The sequence below is a fragment of the Salmonella sp. SG203 genome (assembly GCF_013350575.1).
GTDB classification, from domain to species: Bacteria; Pseudomonadota; Gammaproteobacteria; order Enterobacterales; family Enterobacteriaceae; genus Salmonella; species Salmonella enterica.
Window position 1 is genome coordinate 104675 of the sequence record NZ_SNMT01000003.1, and the last position, 21726, is coordinate 126400.

Annotated in this window: 22 protein-coding genes, 1 tRNA gene and 3 pseudogenes; 11 read left to right on the forward strand and 15 right to left on the reverse strand. The window is 49.5% G+C overall.

Translation table 11 applies throughout. The features are described 5' to 3' along the window. Positions 1–95: 95 nt before the first annotated feature. Both HV477_RS06490 and HV477_RS06495 read left to right on the forward strand, forming a co-directional pair. Positions 96–977 (forward strand): annotated as a pseudogene (locus HV477_RS06490) (IS3 family transposase). A gap of 337 nt (positions 978–1314) precedes the next feature. Further along, positions 1315–2316, forward strand: coding sequence for a DUF1202 family protein (locus HV477_RS06495; RefSeq protein WP_175064941.1), 1002 nt, complete (start codon positions 1315–1317; stop codon positions 2314–2316). Positions 2317–2404: 88 nt separating this feature from the next. Here the strand turns inward: HV477_RS06495 and HV477_RS06500 are convergent. Together HV477_RS06500 and HV477_RS06505 are read right to left on the reverse strand one after the other, a co-directional pair. Continuing rightward, positions 2405–3452: pseudogene (locus HV477_RS06500) on the reverse strand (IS256 family transposase). Positions 3453–3594: 142 nt separating this feature from the next. Further along, complete coding sequence (locus HV477_RS06505; protein WP_020839679.1) at positions 3595–4347, reverse strand: non-specific acid phosphatase; 753 nt, start codon at positions 4345–4347, stop codon at positions 3595–3597. Between the two features lie 553 nt (positions 4348–4900). On the opposite strand from HV477_RS06505, the pseudogene HV477_RS06510 reads away from it, so the two are divergent. Further along, positions 4901–4978: pseudogene (locus tag HV477_RS06510) on the forward strand (helix-turn-helix domain-containing protein); the annotation flags it as partial. Between the two features lie 79 nt (positions 4979–5057). Here the strand turns inward: HV477_RS06510 and HV477_RS06515 are convergent. The 6 genes from HV477_RS06515 to aspA form a co-directional block, all read right to left on the reverse strand. Beyond that, a tRNA-Phe gene (locus HV477_RS06515) sits at positions 5058–5133 on the reverse strand. Positions 5134–5249: 116 nt separating this feature from the next. Then, positions 5250–5825: a transcriptional regulator gene (locus HV477_RS06520; protein WP_001188509.1), complete on the reverse strand. Its 576-nt coding sequence runs from the start codon at positions 5823–5825 to the stop codon at positions 5250–5252. 36 nt (positions 5826–5861) lie between these two features. After that, entirely contained in the window at positions 5862–7565 is a 1704-nt protein-coding gene (locus HV477_RS06525) for a protein-disulfide reductase DsbD (protein ID WP_000068888.1), read from the reverse strand. Beyond that, a complete protein-coding gene (gene cutA, locus HV477_RS06530) occupies positions 7541–7888 on the reverse strand; it encodes a divalent cation tolerance protein CutA (protein ID WP_000887832.1) in 348 nt (115 codons plus the stop codon). The genes HV477_RS06525 and cutA overlap by 25 nt, the downstream gene beginning before the upstream one ends. Before the next feature lie 120 nt (positions 7889–8008). Then, complete coding sequence (dcuA, locus tag HV477_RS06535; protein ID WP_000637595.1) at positions 8009–9310, reverse strand: anaerobic C4-dicarboxylate transporter DcuA; 1302 nt, start codon at positions 9308–9310, stop codon at positions 8009–8011. Positions 9311–9424: 114 nt separating this feature from the next. Next, a complete protein-coding gene (gene aspA, locus HV477_RS06540; protein WP_000069440.1) occupies positions 9425–10861 on the reverse strand; it encodes an aspartate ammonia-lyase in 1437 nt (478 codons plus the stop codon). Between the two features lie 340 nt (positions 10862–11201). Between aspA and HV477_RS06545 the strand changes: the two genes are divergently transcribed. Further along, entirely contained in the window at positions 11202–11678 is a 477-nt protein-coding gene (locus tag HV477_RS06545) for an FxsA family protein (RefSeq protein WP_001267291.1), read from the forward strand. A gap of 58 nt (positions 11679–11736) precedes the next feature. Here HV477_RS06545 and yjeH read toward each other — a convergent pair whose 3' ends face one another. Then, positions 11737–12978 (reverse strand): L-methionine/branched-chain amino acid transporter, encoded by a 1242-nt coding sequence (gene yjeH, locus HV477_RS06550; RefSeq protein WP_001670701.1) that lies wholly within the window; start codon positions 12976–12978, stop codon positions 11737–11739. Between the two features lie 275 nt (positions 12979–13253). On the opposite strand from yjeH, the gene HV477_RS06555 reads away from it, so the two are divergent. From HV477_RS06555 to HV477_RS06565, 3 genes are all read left to right on the forward strand, one after another. Then, positions 13254–13547, forward strand: a complete 294-nt coding sequence (locus tag HV477_RS06555) for a co-chaperone GroES (RefSeq protein WP_000027827.1) — start codon at positions 13254–13256, stop codon at positions 13545–13547. Between the two features lie 43 nt (positions 13548–13590). After that, the gene (gene groL / locus HV477_RS06560) at positions 13591–15237 is read left to right on the forward strand and encodes a chaperonin GroEL (RefSeq protein WP_000729126.1); all 1647 of its coding nucleotides are present in this window, start codon (positions 13591–13593) and stop codon (positions 15235–15237) included. Positions 15238–15480: 243 nt separating this feature from the next. Next, positions 15481–15834 (forward strand): DUF4156 domain-containing protein, encoded by a 354-nt coding sequence (locus tag HV477_RS06565; RefSeq protein WP_000558210.1) that lies wholly within the window; start codon positions 15481–15483, stop codon positions 15832–15834. Between the two features lie 47 nt (positions 15835–15881). Here HV477_RS06565 and HV477_RS06570 read toward each other — a convergent pair whose 3' ends face one another. Together HV477_RS06570 and epmB are read right to left on the reverse strand one after the other, a co-directional pair. After that, a complete protein-coding gene (locus HV477_RS06570; RefSeq protein WP_001229227.1) occupies positions 15882–16739 on the reverse strand; it encodes a YjeJ family protein in 858 nt (285 codons plus the stop codon). Positions 16740–17020: 281 nt separating this feature from the next. Next, the gene (epmB, locus tag HV477_RS06575; RefSeq protein WP_000940484.1) at positions 17021–18049 is read right to left on the reverse strand and encodes an EF-P beta-lysylation protein EpmB; all 1029 of its coding nucleotides are present in this window, start codon (positions 18047–18049) and stop codon (positions 17021–17023) included. Positions 18050–18089: 40 nt separating this feature from the next. On the opposite strand from epmB, the gene efp reads away from it, so the two are divergent. The 3 genes from efp to ecnB all read left to right on the forward strand — a co-directional run bounded on the left by efp (position 18090) and on the right by ecnB (position 19105). After that, positions 18090–18656, forward strand: a complete 567-nt coding sequence (efp, locus tag HV477_RS06580; protein WP_000257282.1) for an elongation factor P — start codon at positions 18090–18092, stop codon at positions 18654–18656. A 60-nt stretch (positions 18657–18716) separates the two neighbouring features. Then, the gene (locus HV477_RS06585; protein ID WP_001595192.1) at positions 18717–18851 is read left to right on the forward strand and encodes an entericidin A/B family lipoprotein; all 135 of its coding nucleotides are present in this window, start codon (positions 18717–18719) and stop codon (positions 18849–18851) included. 107 nt (positions 18852–18958) lie between these two features. Further along, positions 18959–19105, forward strand: coding sequence for a lipoprotein toxin entericidin B (gene ecnB, locus HV477_RS06590; RefSeq protein ID WP_000239598.1), 147 nt, complete (start codon positions 18959–18961; stop codon positions 19103–19105). Positions 19106–19135: 30 nt separating this feature from the next. Here ecnB and HV477_RS06595 read toward each other — a convergent pair whose 3' ends face one another. Then, positions 19136–19723 (reverse strand): LuxR C-terminal-related transcriptional regulator, encoded by a 588-nt coding sequence (locus HV477_RS06595; protein WP_000912959.1) that lies wholly within the window; start codon positions 19721–19723, stop codon positions 19136–19138. Between the two features lie 256 nt (positions 19724–19979). Here HV477_RS06595 and sugE point away from each other — a divergent pair, with 256 nt between their 5' ends. Beyond that, the gene (sugE, locus tag HV477_RS06600) at positions 19980–20297 is read left to right on the forward strand and encodes a quaternary ammonium compound efflux SMR transporter SugE (protein WP_000118469.1); all 318 of its coding nucleotides are present in this window, start codon (positions 19980–19982) and stop codon (positions 20295–20297) included. Between the two features lie 16 nt (positions 20298–20313). Here sugE and HV477_RS06605 read toward each other — a convergent pair whose 3' ends face one another. From HV477_RS06605 to frdC, 3 genes are all read right to left on the reverse strand, one after another. Continuing rightward, positions 20314–20847, reverse strand: a complete 534-nt coding sequence (locus tag HV477_RS06605; RefSeq protein ID WP_001221670.1) for a lipocalin family protein — start codon at positions 20845–20847, stop codon at positions 20314–20316. A 110-nt stretch (positions 20848–20957) separates the two neighbouring features. Beyond that, entirely contained in the window at positions 20958–21317 is a 360-nt protein-coding gene (gene frdD / locus HV477_RS06610) for a fumarate reductase subunit FrdD (protein WP_000609650.1), read from the reverse strand. 10 nt (positions 21318–21327) lie between these two features. Beyond that, a complete protein-coding gene (gene frdC, locus HV477_RS06615) occupies positions 21328–21723 on the reverse strand; it encodes a fumarate reductase subunit FrdC (protein WP_000208749.1) in 396 nt (131 codons plus the stop codon). Positions 21724–21726: the final 3 nt, after the last annotated feature.

Sequence of the window (21726 nt, forward strand, 5' to 3'; positions counted from 1 at the left end):
AAACGGTGTAACACGTTAGTGAGGTTCTTTGATCTTACCCAGCAATAGTGGTCACGTGACTAAGTGAGTAAACTCTCAAGCAAGAGGTGACTCATATGAAAAAACCAGCATCAACCACCAAAAAGCCACGCAAGCAGCACACGCCTGAATTTCGCAGGAAGCCCTGAAACTGGCTGAACGCATTGGGGGGCCGCTGCCGCCCGCGAGCTTAACCTGTATGAATCACAGCTCTACAACTGGCGAAGCAAACAGCAAAATCAGCTCTCTTCTTCTGACCGCGAACAGGCGATGCCCGCAGAGATCGCCCATCTGAAGCGTCCGCTGGCAGAAGGGGATGAGGAACTGGCCATTCTCCAGAAGGCCGCGGCATACTTCGCGAGGCGCCTGAAATGAAGTATGTCTTCATCGAAAAACATCAGGCTGAATTCAGTACCAAAGCCATGTGCCGTGTACTTCAGGTTGCCCGTAGTGGCTGGTACGTCTGGCATCAGCGTCGTCATCAGATAAACCAGCGTCAGCAGTTCCGCCTTATCTGTGATAACGTCGTCCGGGAGGCATTCAGTGACGCAAACAGCGCTATGGTGCGCCACGCCTGACGGATGTATAACATAAAAACCGTGGCGGCCAGCTTGCGATGCGTTACAGATGGTGCAATGGCGGCGTAAACGACTGGGAAAGTCAGCGTGCATACAGACAGAGGTGGTCAGTACTATTCAACGGATTAGCAGAGCTTACTGAAACGACATAATCTGCGGGGGAGTATGAGCACCAGAGGCTGTTGTTATGACAATGCCTGTGCAGAAAGCTTCTTTCACACGCTGAAGGTGGAATGTATCCACGGAGAGGGCTTTGCCAGCTGGGAAATAATGCAGACAGCAGTGTTTAATGATATCGAGTGTGATTACAATCAACGGCGTCGTCACAGTGCCTGTGGCAGTCTCAGTCCGGAACAATTTGAAAACCAGAACCTTGCTTAGGGTTGTGTCCATATTACGCGGGTAGGATCAGTCCATTTCTGTAGTCTGCCTGTTGTTCTTCATCGTCAGTTGAAGTAACAGCTTTACCTCCGGCTACAGTAAGGATGATTGAAAAAATCATTTTAATGGCTTCAGCCAGCCCATTAAAAAATTACTTTCCAACTATCTGATTTATTAGAGGTATTGTCTTTCATTAAGATAGCGAGTCCTGGTGGTTTAAAAATAAAGACACAGTATTATAATGAAAATAACACATCATTAAATATTGAATTTGCTAACTCGTTGTGTGATGCTGAAATGATTTTATTGCATATTATTAATTTCTGGGATGAATGTTATGAAAGGAAAATTTTTGTGTGGTTTATTGGTTTCGCTATTAATTAGCGGATGCGGTGACGATAACACCCCTACAGAGAAAGTCTTGAAAGAACAATTTAGTAATCAATTTCATGGGCGTCTTATCCTTGATTCAATTGATATCAAGGAAACATCGGTTGATGGAAATAAGAGAACATATGCTGCTGATGGCTTACTTTCTACTGGCTACGATCTGTATACGCCAGTTGCCTCGTTAACTGATTATATTGTTGTTCAAAAATCGTGGGATAAAGGCAAAGATATTAAATTCTCAGCAACTTTGAACAGTCTTGGTAATAAAGATACTGGATGGAAAACAATATTTTCTTCATTACAAATGTCAGAAACACCAAAAGGCAATCCAATTCCTAATGTTGAAACTGACGGTAAATATATCATCATGGATGGAGCAGGTTTTGATGATAAAATAAATGCAATTAAAGATGAATATGCCAGGAAGAAATTAAAACTAAACGAATTAAATAATGATATCGCAAAAGTTAAAACTAATATATTAGTTATTAATAAAGAAATCGATGAGTATTGGGGGAAAGGGGAAGATGGAAAAACACAAAGCCGTTATTTTGTTCAGCGTGATTTGAATAAAGAGCTGGAACTCTTTAATAAAGAAAATGCTCCTTATTATTTTGAGAAGAAGTACAATGCTGAAGTTTTCGACCCAGCAATGAAGGCTCTCCGGGAAAAATTAAAGAATTACAGGTTGAGTGATTTTGATGACATAAGGGCGGAGAAACGTGCTGTATTAGAAAAACATAAAGAAGAATACTCCGTAAAATATAATGAAATTAATGAGAAGATAAAAGCGAAAATGAAGGTGCTCGATGATGGTTTACAAGAGTTGATAGCAAAGAAACGTGGTCTCATACAGCAGCAATCAACCATCTCAGACGAGATTCGCAATCTTGATTATCAATATAAAAATTGGGTAAATTTTATGGAAGAGCTAAATAAAAGAAAATAACTGACTATTATTATGAGTGATAAAAAAGAGACTGAAATCTGGTCTCTTTTTTTGAGCCTGTCAGTAATTCTATGTAACTGCTAATATATTAAAGGTGATTGCTCAGGCGGTCACCGAACTCGATAATAAAGCGACTCATCGCCAGCCGCCAGTTCTGGATCGGCATACTCCATTTTTTTGATGCATCCTTGATTGCCAGATAAATAACCTTTCGTACCGAGTCATCCGTCGGGAACACTTTGCGTTTCTTAATCGCGGCACGGATCACGCTGTTCAGGGATTCGACTGCGTTTGTAGTGTAGATGGTAGATGGTCTTGCGGATATCCGGCGGATAACTGAAGAGCGTATTGAGGTTTTCCCAGTGCGCACGCCAGCTTTTGCTGATTTGCGGATATTTCGGGAAGACGCTGTTTATCGCATCCGGGAAGCTCTTCAGACCGTCCACACAGGCAATCAGGATGTCCTGAAGGCCCCGCTTTTTCAGCTCCGTCAGCACGCTTAGCCAGAACTTTGTGCCTTCATTTTCGGCCAGCCACCTACCCAGTAACTCTTTCTGGCCTTCGGTGTTGATACCCAGTGCCAGGAAGACGGCTTTGTTGATTACGCTGCCATTCTGACGGACTTTGACAACAATGCAGTCCATATAAACAATGGGGTACAGCGTATCCATTTGTCGGTTTTGCCACTCAATGACCTGCTCTTTTACGGCGTCGGTGACTTTATATATCAGCGTGGGCGACACATCGGAGTCGTACATTTCTTTGAAGGTGGCAACGATTTCGCGGATAGTCATGCCTTTGGCGCAGAGGGATAAAATTTGGCTGTCCATCTGCGTAATGCGCGTCTGGTGCTTCTTAATCAGCTGTGGTTCGAAGGTATTTTCACGGTCACGCGGCGTGTTCAGTTCGATCTCGCTGTTATTGCATAACACCGTTTTTGACGAGTAGCCATTGCGGGTGTTTGAGCCTGTTTTGGGCGCATTTTTCTCATACCCGGGGTGGTCAGCCAGCTCCGCATTGAGCGCTGTTTCGACGGTAAGCTTCGTCAACATGCGGGAAAAAGCATGGAGATCGGCTTCGGTTTTAAGGCCTTCAGCCACTTCAGCCGCAAGGGCTTTAAGTTTCTTTTCGTCCATAATTGCCTGTCTCTGTTACTGGAGTGAACATATCAAAAACAGGCACTTACACAATTTTAATTACAGTCTAACGCCCGGTCACCCCTACGCAGTTGCACTTCCTTTCATTTGCTGTGGCCAGTTTGCGGGAAGACTTTCACCTTCAGTAATTAAGTTTGGGGTGATCTTCTTTACTCAATAAATTATTTTTGTCGTTCAGCTCCTCACGGACTTTTGCCAGTGACTTCTGAAAAGCCGGGATTGTTTGCAGTCTTGCAAACTCTACTGCTCCCACATAACGGCCAGCATCAACATCGCTTTGCCAGTGAGCACCGCATATCACTCTGCTTTGCCCGAACTCCCATCCTCGTCTGGCGAGCTCCTGCGCGCGTTCCGGTCTGGCCTCGGATAATACTAATGCCAGAAGTGTACCATAAGCAGTATGCCCGGAAGGGTAAGAGCCATCTTTTCGCAAAGTATTCTCATCTTCAGGACGGCAGGTGGAATGATTAAATAAGACAAAGGGGCGGGTACGCATATAATATTTTTTTGCCGAAGCAGTAGCGTAGTAGCCGCCCATTTTCAGAAGATTCTGTAACATATTCCAGGTTTCAGGCGTATCTTTGGGATTAATTTTAGCACCCACTACTGGCGAGAATATTCTGGCTATATTTTCCACGCTTACATCTGCATCCTCAGCAGCTTGTTTCCATCGTGGGGAACCCTTTATCGCATAGCCCTTGAAATAAGCCTCCTTATCATAGCGGAAAGCCGGATCATCATTACCTGGCGGTGGTGGTAAGTAGAACTGACTGTTCACTGATTCTTCAGGAGAATGAAAGGGTTGCACTGTTTCTGCTGATGTATATTTAGCTACGATCAGTGGTAGAAAAAATACTAAATAACGACTTTTCATAAAGACTCACTCCGGATCAGGCAATAATAAACAGATGTGATTCTATAATGATTTATTGCAATGGTTATTCAACATACAGGTAAAAAAGCAGGACGCTGCACTGGCATTATCGTCTGTCCATACCGGACTGACTGTAGCGGACAACAGAACAATACTGATACTTCCGGCTAACAGCATTTTGTTTAAATTTTCTCCCCGGTTGTTTTTTATCTGCGTGCCTGACTGACACGCATTAGGTTAAAATCTTTCCGTAATAACAAACTATGAATAAGTATTTTAAAGTATGTGCTCTGTTACCCCGGTAACTACCATCAGTCATGATGTGCTGAGTATTAATTTATGATTATGAACAAGAGTCGGAAACAGTATTTAAGAATAAAGAAGCCGACAAAGAAAAAATGCCAAAACTGGCGAAGGGATTATTGTTTTCAGTGATGAAAAAGTTCATGGCGGAGATATTGGACTCACTTGTCGGGGTTAGCGAACCGTCAGATGAAGTGATAGGCGTTATTACTGGTAATAATCTCCCTGTAGCTAAGTAAGCTTTTGACCCTGGCCCAAAGGTGAGCGGCTGATCGACGAAGCGCTGGGCGTTGCGCCAGAGAAAATCTGGCCTTCTCGTTATAGCTAGTCAGGCCAGAGATGGGGGCTACGGATTTCCATTCCCAGAAAAGCAAAAACCCAGCCATAGGCTGGGTTTTCTGAATAAGTGGTGCCCGGACTCGGAATCGAACCAAGGACACGGGGATTTTCAATCCCCTGCTCTACCGACTGAGCTATCCGGGCAACGGGGCGCATTAAACCGTAAAGGGGCGCGGTCGTCAACGGCTTTACACGAAAAAAGTGATAAAAGCGCGCTGACTGCCTGCTTTTCAGGCAAAATGCATAAAATCAGTACCCCGTCAGGTGAGCGCGCCACCCTGACGGCACTGTGCAAAACGCAGAATATCTTCCGCCAACCGCTGAGCGGTATCTACATCAGCCTGACTGCGGTTGACCAGCATTCGGCTGAGACAACCTTCCAGCACCAGCTCCATCTGCCTTGCGACCATCGCCGGATCGTCAATTTCCAGCGTGGTCAGTAGCTCATGGGTAAAATCATGTGCCGCGCGTTTTTGTTGATTAGCCAGTTGGTGAATAGGATGGGTTGGGTCGGGATAAAACGTACAGGCGGCAATGAACAAGCAACCAGGATAACGGTTATTACTGACACATTCCGAAAGCGCGCTGTAGCGTGCCAGTAGCTTTTGTTCAGCAGAAAGCGTCTCATCAAGAAGAAGCTGGCGTCGCCAGATATCTACCTGCTGACTCAGATAACGTAGCGCGTCATATAAAATGGCTTCTTTATCTGGCCAGAAACGCTGTAATGTGTCGAGTGGGCGATTTACGCGCTCCGCCACCATTTCCAGCGTAGTATCGGCTATCCCTTGCGTCTCCAGTAATTTCAGGGCTTCTCCCAGAATATCTTCACGTTGCACGGTATTCTCCTCCGTCTTTGCTTTTGCAAGTGTCGCTCACGGTTGGCGATCGTGCAAATGCGCGCTAAAGGTGGCGGCGTCCATAAAGCCGGTGACTCGCGATTGCGGCTGTTCCTGGCCTTGGGCATTAAAGAACAGAATGGTGGGCAGCCCGAGGACTTGCAGATGCTTTAACAGCGCGGCGTCCTGCGCATTGTTAGCGGTGACGTTAGCCTGCAAGAGCACCGTGTCGCCGAGCGCCTGCTGGACCCTCGGATCGCTGAAGGTATACTTTTCAAACTCTTTACAGGCCACGCACCAGTCGGCGTAGAAATCCAGCATAACGGGTTTGCCTTTGGCCTGCGCCAGCGCCTGATTGAGTTCGTCCACGGTAGAAATAGCTGTGAAATTGAGGTGCGCTGGAGCTTGCGCGGATGGCGATCCGAACGCCCAATCCTGTAGAGGCCGCACGCTAATGAGCGCTGCCGCCAGCAGGATAATCTGTACGATACGCATCCACGCTCGTCTGGCCTGAAGGCTGGTGATAAAGGCCCAACCAAAGAAAGCGACGCCCAGCAGCGACCACAGACGTAAACCCCAAGCCTCGCCAATAATCCGCTCCAGTAAAAAGACCGGTAACGCGAGGATCACGAAACCAAAAGCGGTTTTAACATGCGCCATCCACGGGCCGCTTTTCGGTAACAGGCGGTTGCCAAACACGGTGACCAGCATTAGCGGCAGACCCATACCTAATGCATACAAATACAGCGTGCCGCCGCCCAGCCACATGTTGCCGCTCTGAGCGATATAAAGCAGAATCGCGCTTAACGGCGCTGTAGTGCAGGGCGAGCAAATTAATCCGGCAATCGCCCCCATAACAAAAACACCGCCGGGCGAGCCGCCTTGCTGACGATTACTCATTAATGTCAGCCGGGTTTGCAGTGAGGAGGGGAGCTGTAGTGTGAACAGGCCAAACATCGACAACGCAAGCAGGGTGAACACGATGGCAAGGCCGATTAACACATAAGGGTGCTGCAGCGCCGCCTGAAACTGTAATCCCGCTGCGGCGACGACCAGACCCAGTGCGGTATAGGTCAGCGCCATCCCTTGTACATAGATAAAGGCCAGCAGCAGTGCGCGCCCCGTCGACAAACGTTGCCTTCCCCCCAGGACAATACCGGAAATCAGCGGATACATGGGTAAAACGCAGGGCGTAAAGGCAATGCCGATGCCGATCAGCAGCGCCCAGAGCGCGGAAAAAGGTAGCTGGGCGGCGGGTTTTGATGTCTCACCCGTCTGGGTGACAGCAGGCGTCGGCGTGGCGTCTATTGCCGCGGTGACTTCACTTAGCGGCACCGTTTTCGTTTCCGGCGGATAACAGAATCCCGCATCGGCGCACCCCTGGTACGTTATCGTTAATGTCGCGCCAGCCGCCGCCTGGTTAACCGTTACTGGAACGTTTAGCCGCTTACGGTAGATTTCGCTTTTTCCGTAGAACTCATCTTCATGCCAGACGCCTGCCGGAAGTTGGACTGCGGCGATATCCGCTTTCGTCGGCGTGATACTGATTTGTTTACGGTAAAGGTAGTAACCCTCTTTTACCTGCCAGGAGAGGGTAAGATCGTGTTGATTTTGCTGAAAATCAAAAACAAACGCCCGGTCGGCAGGGACGAACTGCGAGCGACCCGGCGCGTCGAATAATCCGGCGAAGGCGGATGTGCTGCACAGCAGCAGGATCAGCGTAAAGATGCGTTGAGCCATGAGAGGTAATCAGTATCTCCGTGAGTAACAGGTAAAACCAGAAGTTCAGGCGTTTGATACGGGTGATGAGACTTCAGGCAGTCGATAAGCGCTTGCTGATGTGAAACGGTGGTTTTTAAGATCATTTGAACTTCATACTCCTGCTCCAGTTTGCCTTCCCAGTAGTACAGCGATGTCGCGCCGGGGAGGAGGGTGGCGCAGGCGGCCAGTTTTTCCGCCAGCACTTTGGCGGCCAGATCCTGGGCGGTAGCTTCATCCGGGGCGGTACAAAGCACCACAACGGCCTCGGGGATGGAAATATCCTGACTCTTAACATCAAGCATAAACACCTCGAAAGAACAAAAAGACCCGCAAGTGAACGGTCACTATACAACGGACGAGGGCAGGATGTTAGTCAAAGGGCGGGAGAATGCGGGGCGTGATACGCCCCGCGGGTGAAACACTTACAGCATAAAGCTGCCCAGCAGGAAGCCGAAGCAGACAGCCAGAACGACGCCCAGGGTGCCTGGGATGAAGAACGGGTGGTTAAAGACGAATTTACCGATACGGGTTGTACCGGTGTCATCCATCTGTACCGCTGCAACCAGAGTCGGGTAGGTCGGCAAAATGAACAGGCCGGAAACGGCGGCGAAGGAAGCGACTGCCGTCAGCGGAGAGACGTTCAGCGCCAGCGCCATCGGCATCAGCGCTTTCGCCGTTGCCGCCTGAGAGTAGAGCAGCGCGGAAGCAAAGAAGAAGATGACGGCCAGCAGCCACGGATGACCCTGGATGACGCTACCCGCAGTGTCTTTGATCCAGTCGATGTTAGCGGATACGAAAGTATCGCCCAGCCACGCCACGCCCAGAATACAGATACAGGCGCTCATCCCTGCTTTAAAGGTACTGGAGTTGAGGATGGCGTCAGTTTCCACTTTACACAGGATGGTGGTCAGCGTTGCGACGCTCAACATGATGATCAAAATAGCGTTGGTGGTGTTCATCAGCGGTTTCTCAACCAGGCCGAGGCTCGGACTGTTAACAATCGCATAAACAACCACGCAGATAACGCCCAGCAGGAACAGCCAGACGGAATTTTTTGCCATTGGTTTGATTTCAATCTGCTTTTCACCACGCAGTTCAATCAGCCCTTCTTCCAGACGCTTGCGGTAAATCGGGTCGTCCGACAGTTTGGAGTTGAACAGCATCGTGACCAGGAAGGACATCACCAGCACCGCCAGCAGCGTAGAGGGGATAACCACGGACAGCAGGTGAATATAGCTAATGCCATGACCTTCCATAACAGAAGACATATACACCACGGCCGCAGAAATCGGCGAGGCGGTAATCGCAATCTGCGCGGATACCACGGCGGTCGAGAGCGGACGGCAAGGTTTGATTCCCTGCTCCTTCGCGACTTCAGCAATAACCGGCAGCGTTGCCAGGGAAATGTTCCCGGTACCAGCAAAAATAGTCAGGAAATAGGTCACAATCGGTGCGAGGATAGTGATGTATTTCGGGTTCTTACGCAGCAGTTTTTCCGTCTGGTTTACCAAATAATCCAGACCGCCCGCGACCTGCATAGCAGAGATCGCGGCGATAACCGCCATGATGATGGAAATGACATCGAATGGAATTGTCCCTGGCTTCACGCCGATGGCGGCAAGTACCAGAACACCCAGCCCACCTGCGAATCCAATACCGATGCCCCCAAGTCTGGCGCCCAAAAAGATTGCCAGCAAAACAATGATAAGTTCGACAACTATCATATTAGCCTTCCTTGTTGTTTAACAAGTTGATATTAAATTGTTGTTATTTGGTAACTTCTTGTAAGAAAAAAGGCACGTCATCGTGACGTGCCTCTTTGGTACTACCCTGTACGATTACTGTTCGCTTTCATCAGTATAACGTTTAGCTTTATAAGCCGGGTGCATCAAGTTCTGTACGGAGAAAATATCGTCCAGCTCGGCTTCCGTTAACAGGCCGCGCTCCAGCACAACTTCACGTACGCTCTTACCGGTTTCAGCACAGATTTTACCGACGATGTCGCCGTTGTGGTGGCCGATGAACGGGTTGAGGTAAGTGACGATACCGATGGAGTTGTAAACGTACCCTTCGCACACTTCTTTATTCGCGGTAATGCCGTTAACGCATTTTTCCAGCAGGTTGTAGCACGCGTTGCTCAGAATGTGGATGGATTCGAACATCGCCTGACCGATAACCGGCTCCATAACGTTCAACTGCAACTGACCGGCTTCCGCCGCCATCGTAACGGTGGTGTCGTTACCGATGACTTTAAAGCATACCTGGTTTACGACTTCCGGTACAACCGGGTTCACTTTGGCTGGCATGATGGAAGAGCCCGCCTGCAGTTCCGGCAGGTTGATCTCGTTCAGGCCGGCACGAGGACCAGAAGAGAGCAAGCGCAGGTCGTTACAGATTTTGGACATCTTCACTGCCAGACGTTTCAGCGCGCTGTGAACCATAACATATGCGCCACAGTCAGATGTCGCCTCAATCAGATCTTCAGCCGGAACACAGGCGAAACCAGTGACTTCAGCCAGTTTTTTCACCGCCAGCGGAGAGTATTCTTTCGGCGTGTTCAGACCGGTACCGATTGCCGTTGCGCCAAGGTTGACTTCCAGCAGCAGCTCAGCAGTACGCTCGATGCTTTTCACTTCTTCTTTCAGCAGGATGCTAAACGCACGGAATTCTTGACCAAGCGTCATCGGTACGGCGTCCTGCAACTGGGTACGACCCATTTTCAGGATGTCCTGGAATTCAACCGCTTTACGTTCGAAACCTTCACGCAACTGGTTGATGGCATCGATCAGTTTGACGATAGAGGCGTAAACCGCTACACGGAAGCCTGTCGGATAGGCGTCGTTAGTGGATTGACATTTATTCACGTGGTCGTTCGGGTTCAGGTACTGATATTCACCTTTCTGATGACCCATCAGTTCCAGCCCGATGTTGGCCAGCACTTCGTTGGTATTCATGTTGACGGAAGTGCCCGCGCCGCCCTGGTAGACATCTACCGGGAACTGGTCCATGCACTTACCGTTGTTAAGGACTTCATCACATGCGGCAATGATGGCGTTCGCCACACTCTTAGGAATGGTTTGCAGCTCTTTGTTGGCCAGCGCCGCCGCTTTTTTTACCATAACCATGCCACGCACAAATTCAGGGATGTCGCTGATTTTGTTATTGCTAATGTAGAAGTTTTCAATCGCTCTCAGAGTGTGAACACCATAGTAGGCTTCAGCTGGAACTTCCCTGGTACCCAACAGATCTTCTTCGATACGAATGTTGTTTGACATGTGAACCTTCTTTTTCAAGCTGCCAATGATTTTTACTTTAAAACACACAGGATATATGTGATTTCGAATGTTTTCTGACCGACGATTATCCCCTCCATCGGCCTGATAAACGAGATCATATGCTGCTTCAGAATTCCTACCGTAATCTGGATCACTTAAAGTGTGGGAATTTACCCCTTATTTATTATTTTGTGAAATAGGTCACCGCTTTAGTATTACTACCTAAAATAGGTGTACAAACCACTTGAAATTTTGCTACGCACCACCATATCGAATCGATGCGAATCGCAACCCCATTCAAATGGTCGTCGCAGACGGCCATGACTTACAGGAGAGTCCTTTGCGCTGGATACCCTTTTTAGCTGTCTTTCTCTATGTTTACATTGAGATTTCTATCTTTATCCAGGTCGCCCATGTGCTTGGCGTCCTGATGACGCTAATCCTGGTGATTTTTACGTCTGTTATCGGTATGTCGCTGGTACGTAACCAGGGTTTTAAAAACTTTTTGCTGATGCAACAAAAAATGGCGGCCGGTGAGAGCCCGGCGGCAGAAATGATTAAGAGTGTATCGCTGATCATCGCTGGCTTACTGCTCCTGTTGCCGGGATTTTTCACCGATTTTCTCGGCCTTCTCCTTTTGTTACCGCCAGTGCAAAAACATTTGACGCTGAAGTTGCTGCCGCATTTACGTTTTTCCCGGATGCCGGGCGGCGGGTTTAGCGCGGGTACTGGCGGTGGCGAAACATTTGACGGCGAGTATCAGCGTAAAGATGACGATCGCGATCGTATTGAACATAAAGACGATCGTCGGGATTAAAGGTAGAGATGCTGGTCGGATAAGTCGCGTGAGGCGTTATCCGGCCAACAGATACGTCTTACGCCATGCGTTTTCGCTTCGGTAAAAACAGCCATAATGCTGCCAGCATAATAATGGCATATAAGCTTTTCCACCCCAGCATTACCAGCAATAACAGGCACAGTAGACAACCCGTCACCGCCAGTGCATAGCAGCGCCCTTTCAACAGTCGACAGCCCGCCAGCATACAAAGCAGATAGAGCATAATAAAAATACCGTTAGCATAGACGATCAGCGCATTGAGGTTAATCTTCAGGGCGTAGACGACCAGGGAACTCACGCAACAACAGGCCAGAATAACGTTTAACGCGTGCAAGGGAAGGCGTCCGGGAGAGAGTTGAGCCAGATAGTGATCGGGCTGATATTGCATTTGCGTCCATATCAGACGCGCAAAACTCTGAGCATACACATTCAGGCTGGCAAAGCAGGTGAGATAACCAATAATGCAGGCTATCCACAACGCCTGGATACCGAAGAGATGAACAATAATAAGCGGTAGCGATGCTGTTGCCGCTATCTTGTCGCTATAGACGCCAAAATGCAGCACCACGGCGGTACAGGTCCAATAAATGGAGCCGGCCAGCATCAGGCCAATGATCAATGCGCGCGGAAAATCACGTTCAGGATTTTTAAATTCAGACGACAAATGCGTAAAAGCCTCAATTCCCACAAATCCCCAGAACATGATCGCCAGGGCGGTACACAGCCGGGAAAAGGTGATTTCGTTTGCGGCTGGGAAGGTGATATCTGCAGGTTTAATCGCGCCTTTCCACAGAATGGCGGCAATAAGCGCGATAATTAATCCAGCGATAATGGCTTGCAGGTTGGCGCTGGAGCTGGCGCCGCGCGATCCCATAAACCATAGTAAACCTAGAGTACCCAGCTCCCCAAATAAGAGCTGTTCGCTTTGCCAGCCAAACAGCGCCTGGCCGAAACCCACCGCAATATGCAAGGCTGCGGGAAAACTAACAGGAATGACTGATAAAAACAGCCAACTGATCACTCGTTGCAGACGCGGGCCAAATGCCATCCCGACAAAATGCGCTACGCCGCCAGCGTGTGGAAAGTGACGCCCCAGCACAGCAAAGACAATCGCAATAGGGAAAATCAAAATAATGAGCAGCGGCCATGCCCAAAGGCTGATGTCGCCTGCCGCCAGCGCAGCCAGCTCCGGAAGCGCAAAAACGCCAGTCCCTAATAATGATGTGGTTAACAAGATAACGCCCTGAACCAACCCAAGCTCTTTTTTTAGTTCATTCATCAGCTCATTATCCGGCGGCATTGTAACGTCAGGTGACGACAGACATTTTTAAGCGTATCACACACGCCTTTTCTTATAGCAGGATGTTCTAAACCTTGGGTAAACGTGAGATAAGTAGCGTTTTTACCGCTTTTTTCGCTCAGAAGAATTTTTTTTCATCTCCCCCCTTGAAGGGGCAAAACCCCATCCCCATCTCTCTGGTCACCAGCCGGGAAACCGTTTACGGGCCGGCGTCACCCATAACTGATAATGACTTTCTCAAAGGAGAGCTATCAATGAGTATTCGTCCGTTACATGATCGTGTGATCGTCAAACGTAAAGAAGTTGAGTCTAAATCTGCTGGCGGCATCGTACTGACCGGTTCCGCAGCGGGTAAATCAACTCGTGGCGAAATCATCGCTGTCGGTAAGGGTCGCATCCTGGACAACGGTACTGTACAGCCGCTGGACGTGAAAGTTGGCGACATCGTTATTTTTAACGATGGCTACGGTGTGAAATCTGAAAAGATCGACAATGAAGAAGTGTTGATCATGTCTGAAAGCGACATTCTGGCAATTGTTGAAGCGTAATCCGCGAACGACACTGAACATACGAATTTAAGGGAAAGAGAAAATGGCAGCTAAAGACGTAAAATTCGGTAACGACGCTCGTGTGAAAATGCTGCGCGGCGTAAACGTACTGGCAGATGCAGTGAAAGTAACCCTCGGTCCGAAAGGCCGTAACGTGGTTCTGGATAAATCTTTCGGTGCGCCGACTATCACTAAAGATGGTGTTTCCGTAGCGCGTGAAATCGAACTGGAAGACAAGTTTGAAAACATGGGCGCGCAGATGGTGAAAGAAGTTGCCTCTAAAGCGAACGATGCTGCAGGCGACGGCACCACCACCGCGACCGTACTGGCGCAGTCCATCATTACCGAAGGCTTGAAAGCCGTTGCTGCGGGCATGAACCCGATGGACCTGAAACGTGGTATCGACAAAGCGGTTGCTGCGGCGGTTGAAGAGCTGAAAGCCCTGTCCGTACCGTGCTCCGACTCTAAAGCGATTGCTCAGGTAGGTACTATCTCCGCTAACTCCGACGAAACCGTAGGTAAACTGATCGCGGAAGCGATGGATAAAGTCGGTAAAGAAGGCGTCATCACCGTTGAAGACGGTACCGGTCTGCAGGACGAACTGGACGTGGTTGAAGGTATGCAGTTTGACCGCGGCTACCTGTCTCCTTACTTCATCAACAAGCCGGAAACTGGCGCAGTAGAGCTGGAAAGCCCGTTCATCCTGCTGGCTGATAAGAAAATCTCCAACATCCGCGAAATGCTGCCGGTTCTGGAAGCCGTTGCAAAAGCAGGCAAACCGCTGCTGATCATCGCTGAAGATGTTGAAGGCGAAGCGCTGGCTACCCTGGTAGTGAACACCATGCGTGGCATCGTGAAAGTGGCTGCGGTTAAAGCACCGGGCTTCGGCGATCGTCGTAAGGCGATGCTGCAGGATATCGCTACCCTGACCGGCGGTACCGTAATCTCTGAAGAGATCGGTATGGAGCTGGAAAAAGCAACCCTGGAAGACCTGGGTCAGGCGAAACGTGTTGTGATCAACAAAGACACCACCACCATCATCGATGGCGTGGGTGAAGAAGCTGCCATCCAGGGCCGTGTTGCTCAGATCCGTCAGCAGATTGAAGAAGCGACCTCCGACTACGATCGTGAAAAACTGCAGGAGCGCGTAGCGAAACTGGCAGGCGGCGTTGCGGTAATCAAAGTTGGCGCTGCGACCGAAGTTGAAATGAAAGAGAAGAAAGCCCGCGTTGAAGATGCCCTGCACGCGACCCGTGCTGCGGTAGAAGAAGGCGTGGTTGCTGGTGGTGGCGTTGCGCTGATCCGCGTTGCTTCTAAAATTGCTGACCTGAAAGGCCAGAACGAAGACCAGAACGTGGGTATCAAAGTTGCGCTGCGCGCAATGGAAGCTCCGCTGCGTCAGATCGTGCTGAACTGCGGCGAAGAGCCGTCTGTTGTCGCTAACACCGTTAAAGGTGGCGACGGTAACTACGGTTACAACGCAGCAACTGAAGAATACGGCAACATGATCGATATGGGTATCCTGGACCCAACCAAAGTTACCCGTTCTGCGCTGCAGTACGCTGCTTCTGTGGCTGGTCTGATGATCACTACCGAGTGCATGGTGACCGACCTGCCGAAAAGCGATGCTCCTGATTTAGGCGCTGCTGGCGGCATGGGTGGTATGGGTGGTATGGGCGGAATGATGTAATTGCCCACACCCTGCATCCTTCAGGCTGCAGATGCGTTGGCTAACCCCAGTCACTTACTTGAGTAAGTGACTGGGGATTAACAAACTGGCCGCCTTCCTGCAACCAGAATGATTTGGATGTTTATCTCCCAGAATTGAGAAACCCCCGGGCAGAAATGACCGGGGGTTTTTCTTTTAGTCATCTTTTTAGTATAAGATTCAGATACGGACAAAACGTCCAGCTCATTGATTATGGGGAATAACATGCACGTGAAATATTTAGCAGGGATCGTTGGCGCCGCGCTGCTGATGGCGGGTTGTAGCTCCAGCAACGAACTCACCGCTGCCGGCCAAAATGTACGCTTTGTCGAAGATAAGCCAGGCGCGGAATGCCAGCTAATTGGTACGGCAACCGGTAAACAGAGTAACTGGTTTTCAGGCCAGCACGGCGAAGAGGGTGGCTCAATGCGTGGCGCAGCGAACGATCTGCGTAATCAGGCAGCCGCGATGGGTGGAAACGTGCTGTATGGCGTAAGTAGTCCGTCGCAGGGCATGTTGTCCAGTTTTGTCCCGACGGCCAGCGAGATGAACGGCCAGGTTTATAAATGTCCGAATTGATATGTCTGAATCGTAACGCCCTCTGAAAGATTCAGAGGGCGATATGGTTAGCGTTTTTCCTGCGATGATGCCATGCGTAGATTATGCAACGCGCGCATGCATTGATCTTGCGTCAGACGCGCTGCTTTACCGGTTCCAAGCGTTCTGACAAAAACCTTACACGGTTTTCCTTCCAGCTTTTTAAGACGCGGGCTGAAATTCAGCAAGCGGCGTGATATCGCTTCAGCTTCTTTAGAGCCTGACTGACTACGGGTCTTAATGATGGTGCCGCAATCATGCGATTGTCCTGCCTCATCCGTATAACGATAAACGAGCGCTAAATAATGGTTATACAGATTATGTTTCCAGTCAGGCTGGTTATAGGTATCGAATTCGATATTACCGTTTTCCAGGCAGTCAGCATCGTATAATGGTAAAAAGTCCAGCATTGAAGAAATACGCAATGCGAGCTCACGCATTTCGGCATTATTAATGGCGTGAATAATAGCCATCACCAGAACTTCAACCTGCCACTCACCGACCTGTAAATCAAGATGGCTACCATTGTGCAGCTTTAACGTAAAGGTTAATACTTTTTCTGTATTATCGCTCAACGCTAAAGATTCAACACGCTGATTAACATCGGCGTTTTCCAGCTCTTCACGGAGTATTGCCGGAATATTCTCATGCATTTTAAGCACATGACTGCTTTTGGCTTTCTGGCGTTTTTCCTGCTCTTGTTCCGGCAGCGAGTGTTGTAAATAAAGCCGGTGTTCAAGGCCGATCAACAAGTCTCGCAGCGCGAGCACAGGAAAGAAAAGCAGTGTTTCTTTATTTCTCAGTGACTTCACCTTAAGCGCCAGCGCGATAAACTTATCATTGTGACGAATAACGCCGGTATTTAGTCCCTTAATCGTTAAGGCCATGTCAATTCTCCACAAATATAAAATAATTAAATGTTTTACTGCAATGTATTTGATATATAAATTGTTTATGCCGTCCTATAAAAAGGAGAACCAGTATAATTCGAAAATGCAGTACACGCTAAGCGAGTCCTAAAACGGACTTTATTGAAAAGAGAGGACCGGAAAGGTGTATTTAACGAAGGTTAGTTTATCCTCGCCAAAGGGTGAGGAGAATCGCGGGGGAGTCTCCTCGTAATATTGCGCGGTAATATTTTTCGTCGTCCCTGACGCGCCCGCGAGAATTAGCACTGCCGAAGCTGTAAATCCAGCGGTGTTTTGCTCGGTTCGCCGCCGATTTCACGCGCCAGTCTTGGCACCATATAGCCGGATACCAGCGTGAGCAGTTCGCGCATGATTTGCCGGGCTTCGTCATCGGTGACCATAAAATGCGCGGCGCCCTGCACTTTATCCAGCACATGCAGGTAATAGGGCATCACGCCGGCGTCAAATAGCGCGTTGCTCAGATTCGCCAGCGTTCGCGCGTTATCATTCACGCCACGCAGCAGGACGCTCTGGTTGAGAAGCGTGACGCCCACGTGGCGCAGTTTCTTCATCGCCAGGCCGAACGCCTCGTCCACTTCATTAGCGTGGTTGATATGGTTCACCAACAAAATTTGCAGACGTGACTGGTCAAAGCGGGCGACCAGTTCGTCAGTAATGCGTGCCGGGATGACGATAGGCAACCGACTGTGGATGCGTAGCCGCTTGACGTGCTTAATGGCTTCCAGTTGCGTGAGCAGCCAGTCCAGCTCATGATCTTTCGCCATCAGCGGATCGCCGCCGGAAAAGATGATCTCATCCAGTTCCGGGTGTGCGGCGATATACTCCAGCGCGACTGTCCAGTTGCGCTTATTGCCTTGATTCTCTGCATACGGGAAGTGACGACGGAAACAGTAGCGGCAATTTACCGCACATCCGCCTTTTACCAGCAATAGCGCCCGGTTTTGGTATTTATGCAATAATCCTGGCACCACGCTGTGTTGCTCTTCCAGCGGGTCGGTGGAGAAACCGGGGGCGACAATAAATTCATCCCGGGACGTCAGCACTTGACGTAAAAGAGGATCGTCAGGGTTGCCCTTCTCCATGCGCGCAATAAAAGCGCGCGGCACGCGGAGGGCAAACAAGCGCCTGGCGTCCTGTCCTGCCCGGAGGTTTTCATCAGCTTCAATCTGTAAAAGATGCAGCAGTTCGTCGGGATTGGTCACAACATCGGCAAGTTGCGCTAACCAATCTTCTCGCAATGGGGTATTTAGGGTTACAATATGCGCCATTTTGTGGCTTAGCTACCAGTTAACAATTTCAGAGGGCCTTATGGCGACTTACTATAGCAACGATTTTCGTTCCGGTCTTAAAATCATGTTGGATGGCGAACCTTATGCGGTTGAATCCAGTGAATTCGTGAAACCGGGTAAAGGCCAGGCGTTTGCCCGCGTTAAGCTGCGCCGTCTGCTGACCGGCACGCGCGTTGAGAAAACCTTCAAATCGACCGATTCCGCTGAAGGCGCGGATGTAGTCGATATGAACCTGACTTACCTGTACAACGACGGTGAGTTCTGGCATTTCATGAACAACGAAACCTTCGAGCAGCTGTCTGCAGATGCCAAGGCTATCGGCGACAACGCAAAATGGCTGTTGGATCAGGCGGAATGCATCGTAACCCTGTGGAACGGTCAGCCTATCTCTGTCACTCCGCCGAACTTTGTTGAACTGGAAATTGTTGATACCGACCCAGGTCTGAAGGGCGATACCGCAGGTACTGGCGGCAAACCAGCCACGCTGTCTACTGGCGCAGTGGTTAAAGTTCCGCTGTTCGTGCAGATTGGCGAAGTGATCAAAGTCGATACCCGTTCCGGCGAATACGTATCCCGCGTAAAATAATTTACGTTATCGGGAAAAATGGTGCAGCGTATGCTGCGCCATCCTTTTTTTCGCGCCTCAATGATGAAACGCTTTATCAGCCTTGTCGCGCTGGTTCTTCTTACCAGCACATTATTAACGGCATGTAATACCGCCCGCGGCTTCGGCGAAGATATTCAGCATCTTGGCCACGCCATCTCCCGCGCAGCCAGCTAATCGCTTCTCGTCTTCCTAAAATTAGTCGATCGCCCGTCATTTTCTGGGATGTTGTCTATTATTAAGTTGCTATACACAAACAACATTGGCTAGAAAAGGAAGACATTATGGTTAAAAAGACAATTGCAGCGATCTTTTCTGTTTTGGTACTTTCCACTGTATTAACTGCTTGTAATACCACGCGCGGCGTGGGCGAGGACATCTCGGACGGTGGTAGTGCGATCTCTGGCGCTGCAACCAGAGCTCAGCAGTAATCATCAACGGTACGGCATGGCGTCGTACCGTTAATCGATTTTCTCCGGAAGCATAAGAAAGGGAGAATACCGATTATCCATATGAAGTTTCATACGGATATTACGCTTATAGGTGTAAACCGTTTTCCCGTGAATGCCAAGCGCATACGCAATCTCTTTATTGCTGGTGCCTTCCGTCCACATCGCGAGCACTTTTTCCTCCTGCGGAGAGAGCAATGGCGTGGCGCTTTCCGGCGCTTCCTGCAGTGGATGAGTATATAGCGCTCCTTTAATTCGTTGTGCAAGCTCATGTAAAGGCGTGTGTTTAGATAACACCGCATGACTGGCATATTGCGGTCTGTACGGCATATTCCCTGACTGTAATAATACCAACGGCGTCATCCTGCAGGCGGCAAAAAATGCATTGATAGGCTGTTCGGGTAAGGCATCGTTGAGAAAACCATATAAATCAGCGATAACCAGATGGGGCTTCCATTGCAGAATATGTTCTTTCGCCAGTATAAGGTTATTCATCCCGGATACCAGCAGTGAAGAACTGAGCACATCAGTGTGATTAAGCCAGGCCTCCATGCCCGTACGGGTAAAGTGGCATCGGTCTATCACTAAAATTTTCAACATAGTTTTTTGCACCCGGAAGTAGATAAAGCACTTTCTTTCCCAGAAGGCGTTCCATCATAGAGAACTCCTGTGGGCGCTAAATGCGAAAACTACGCGGCTTAAAAGGGCCAATTCCCGCCTTTAGACGGAAAAAAATAAAAAGGTTGAAATTCATTTTCTCTCAGGCAAGAATGGCTTTTCATCCGTATACGTTACAGGACGACCTGTAAACGCTATTCTCACCGGGGACGGCCCCATTAATTATCTGGAGCCTGCTATGTCCTGGATCATTCTATTAATCGCTGGTTTACTTGAAGTGGTATGGGCTGTCGGCCTGAAGTATACCCACGGTTTTTCTCGTCTGACCCCCAGTATCATCACCATTACGGCCATGGTTATCAGTATGGCGTTACTTTCCTGGGCAATGAAAACGCTGCCCGTTGGAACGGCGTACGCCATCTGGACCGGCATCGGTGCCGTCGGGGCGGCAATCACCGGTATCCTTCTGCTGGGCGAGTCTGCCTCACCGGCGCGTTTGCTCAGTCTTGGCTTGATCGTCGCGGGTATCATTGGGCTAAAACTCAGTGCGCATTAATTTGTCGCTGACATTGCTACGAACCTGATTGTTTTACCCAAATTAATTTATTGACGTCAAACCCCTCCCGGGTCGCGACGGCCAGCATTTGCTGTTTTATTTCCTCAGAAAGCGTTGGCGTGCGAGAGAGTATCCACAGATAGTCGCGATCCGGGCCGCACACCAGCGCATGACGGTATTCCCGGTCAAGCGCAATCACGTTATAGCCGCCGTAGAACGGGCCGAAAAAAGAGACCTTGAGCGCGGCGCGGTTTGGACTACCGGTAAAATACGCTTTGCCTTCTGTTTTTTGCCACATTCCTCGATCCGGGTTATAGCCTTTATTGATGACATTAATCCCGCCATCGTCACGCAGACTATAGGTGGCCGTGACTTGTTCCAGTCCACGTTCAAATCGATGATCGAGGCGTGCGATCTCATACCAGGTGCCGAGGTAACGTTTGGCATCAAAGTTATTTACCACGGTAACGCCTTTAGGCGGAGTAGGCGAACTACAGGCGACAACCAGAAATGCAGCCGTAACCGCAGCAACGACGGGCAGAATGCGCATAAAATTTTCCTTCCAGTGTTTTTTCTAAGTGTAGAACCTGGCGGGAAAATGAGAGGCAGGAAAAGAAAAAACGCCCTCTTATCGGGTAGATAAGAGGGCGTCGTGGCAACTTAGAGAGTGATAACGCCAATCGCTGTCACAACGGTCAGGATTGCCGCCAGACCGTAGAAGACCCATTTGCCCGCGGGCACGTGGATTTTCAGGTCATGCATCGCGTGGTGCATACGGTGTAGGCCACACCATAGCGGCAGCACGATCATCAGGAACAGAAAAACGCGACCAATAAAGCTTTGGGCGAACGTCAGTACGCGCTCAAAACTCAGGGCATCGCCCGGAAATAGCCCCAGCGGCAGCATGATGCCAACCAGTAGCACGATCACCGGCGCGATGATCGCGCCCCACATACCGCCTGCGCCAAACAGTCCCCAGAATACGGGTTCATCAGAACGTTTTGGGTTTGGATTAATCATCCGGGACTCCTTACCAGAACAGGGCAACATACAGAATGACTACGGTGACTACCGCAGTGACCACCCAAAGCCCTTTGATGATTGGCTCTGGCCCCATTTTTTCGTCTTTTACAATGATATTGGCCGCCTTCGGCGCCAGTTCAAACCAGGTTTTGGTGTGCAGCAGCGCGGCCGCCAGGGTGATCAGGTTTAAGATCACTACCACCGGGTTTTGTAAAAAGCCGACGAATCCCATCCAGGATTCCGCGCCGTGTTTGAGCGCAAACAGACCGAAAATCAGTTCAATACTGAACCAGACTGCCGGCACCGCTGTGCCTTCGCGCAGCATATAAAAGCGATAAAACGGCAGTTTTTTCCACCAGGTGGACGTCATCGGCCGCACATAGGGTTTGCGTTTAGTCGTCATGTT

What these genes read in the sequence shown, in the direction of transcription:
- HV477_RS06495 (WP_175064941.1), top strand. Translation starts at nt 1,315, where the DNA reads ATGAAAGGAAAATTTTTGTGTGGTTTATTGGTTTCGCTATTAATTAGC.
- HV477_RS06505 (WP_020839679.1), bottom strand. Translation starts at nt 4,347, where the DNA reads ATGAAAAGTCGTTATTTAGTATTTTTTCTACCACTGATCGTAGCTAAA.
- HV477_RS06525 (WP_000068888.1), bottom strand. Translation starts at nt 7,565, where the DNA reads ATGGCTCAACGCATCTTTACGCTGATCCTGCTGCTGTGCAGCACATCC.
- cutA (WP_000887832.1), bottom strand. Translation starts at nt 7,888, where the DNA reads ATGCTTGATGTTAAGAGTCAGGATATTTCCATCCCCGAGGCCGTTGTG.
- dcuA (WP_000637595.1), bottom strand. Translation starts at nt 9,310, where the DNA reads ATGATAGTTGTCGAACTTATCATTGTTTTGCTGGCAATCTTTTTGGGC.
- aspA (WP_000069440.1), bottom strand. Translation starts at nt 10,861, where the DNA reads ATGTCAAACAACATTCGTATCGAAGAAGATCTGTTGGGTACCAGGGAA.
- yjeH (WP_001670701.1), bottom strand. Translation starts at nt 12,978, where the DNA reads ATGAATGAACTAAAAAAAGAGCTTGGGTTGGTTCAGGGCGTTATCTTG.
- HV477_RS06555 (WP_000027827.1), top strand. Translation starts at nt 13,254, where the DNA reads ATGAGTATTCGTCCGTTACATGATCGTGTGATCGTCAAACGTAAAGAA.
- groL (WP_000729126.1), top strand. Translation starts at nt 13,591, where the DNA reads ATGGCAGCTAAAGACGTAAAATTCGGTAACGACGCTCGTGTGAAAATG.
- HV477_RS06565 (WP_000558210.1), top strand. Translation starts at nt 15,481, where the DNA reads ATGCACGTGAAATATTTAGCAGGGATCGTTGGCGCCGCGCTGCTGATG.
- HV477_RS06570 (WP_001229227.1), bottom strand. Translation starts at nt 16,739, where the DNA reads ATGGCCTTAACGATTAAGGGACTAAATACCGGCGTTATTCGTCACAAT.
- epmB (WP_000940484.1), bottom strand. Translation starts at nt 18,049, where the DNA reads ATGGCGCATATTGTAACCCTAAATACCCCATTGCGAGAAGATTGGTTA.
- efp (WP_000257282.1), top strand. Translation starts at nt 18,090, where the DNA reads ATGGCGACTTACTATAGCAACGATTTTCGTTCCGGTCTTAAAATCATG.
- HV477_RS06585 (WP_001595192.1), top strand. Translation starts at nt 18,717, where the DNA reads ATGATGAAACGCTTTATCAGCCTTGTCGCGCTGGTTCTTCTTACCAGC.
- ecnB (WP_000239598.1), top strand. Translation starts at nt 18,959, where the DNA reads ATGGTTAAAAAGACAATTGCAGCGATCTTTTCTGTTTTGGTACTTTCC.
- HV477_RS06595 (WP_000912959.1), bottom strand. Translation starts at nt 19,723, where the DNA reads ATGTTGAAAATTTTAGTGATAGACCGATGCCACTTTACCCGTACGGGC.
- sugE (WP_000118469.1), top strand. Translation starts at nt 19,980, where the DNA reads ATGTCCTGGATCATTCTATTAATCGCTGGTTTACTTGAAGTGGTATGG.
- HV477_RS06605 (WP_001221670.1), bottom strand. Translation starts at nt 20,847, where the DNA reads ATGCGCATTCTGCCCGTCGTTGCTGCGGTTACGGCTGCATTTCTGGTT.
- frdD (WP_000609650.1), bottom strand. Translation starts at nt 21,317, where the DNA reads ATGATTAATCCAAACCCAAAACGTTCTGATGAACCCGTATTCTGGGGA.
- frdC (WP_000208749.1), bottom strand. Translation starts at nt 21,723, where the DNA reads ATGACGACTAAACGCAAACCCTATGTGCGGCCGATGACGTCCACCTGG.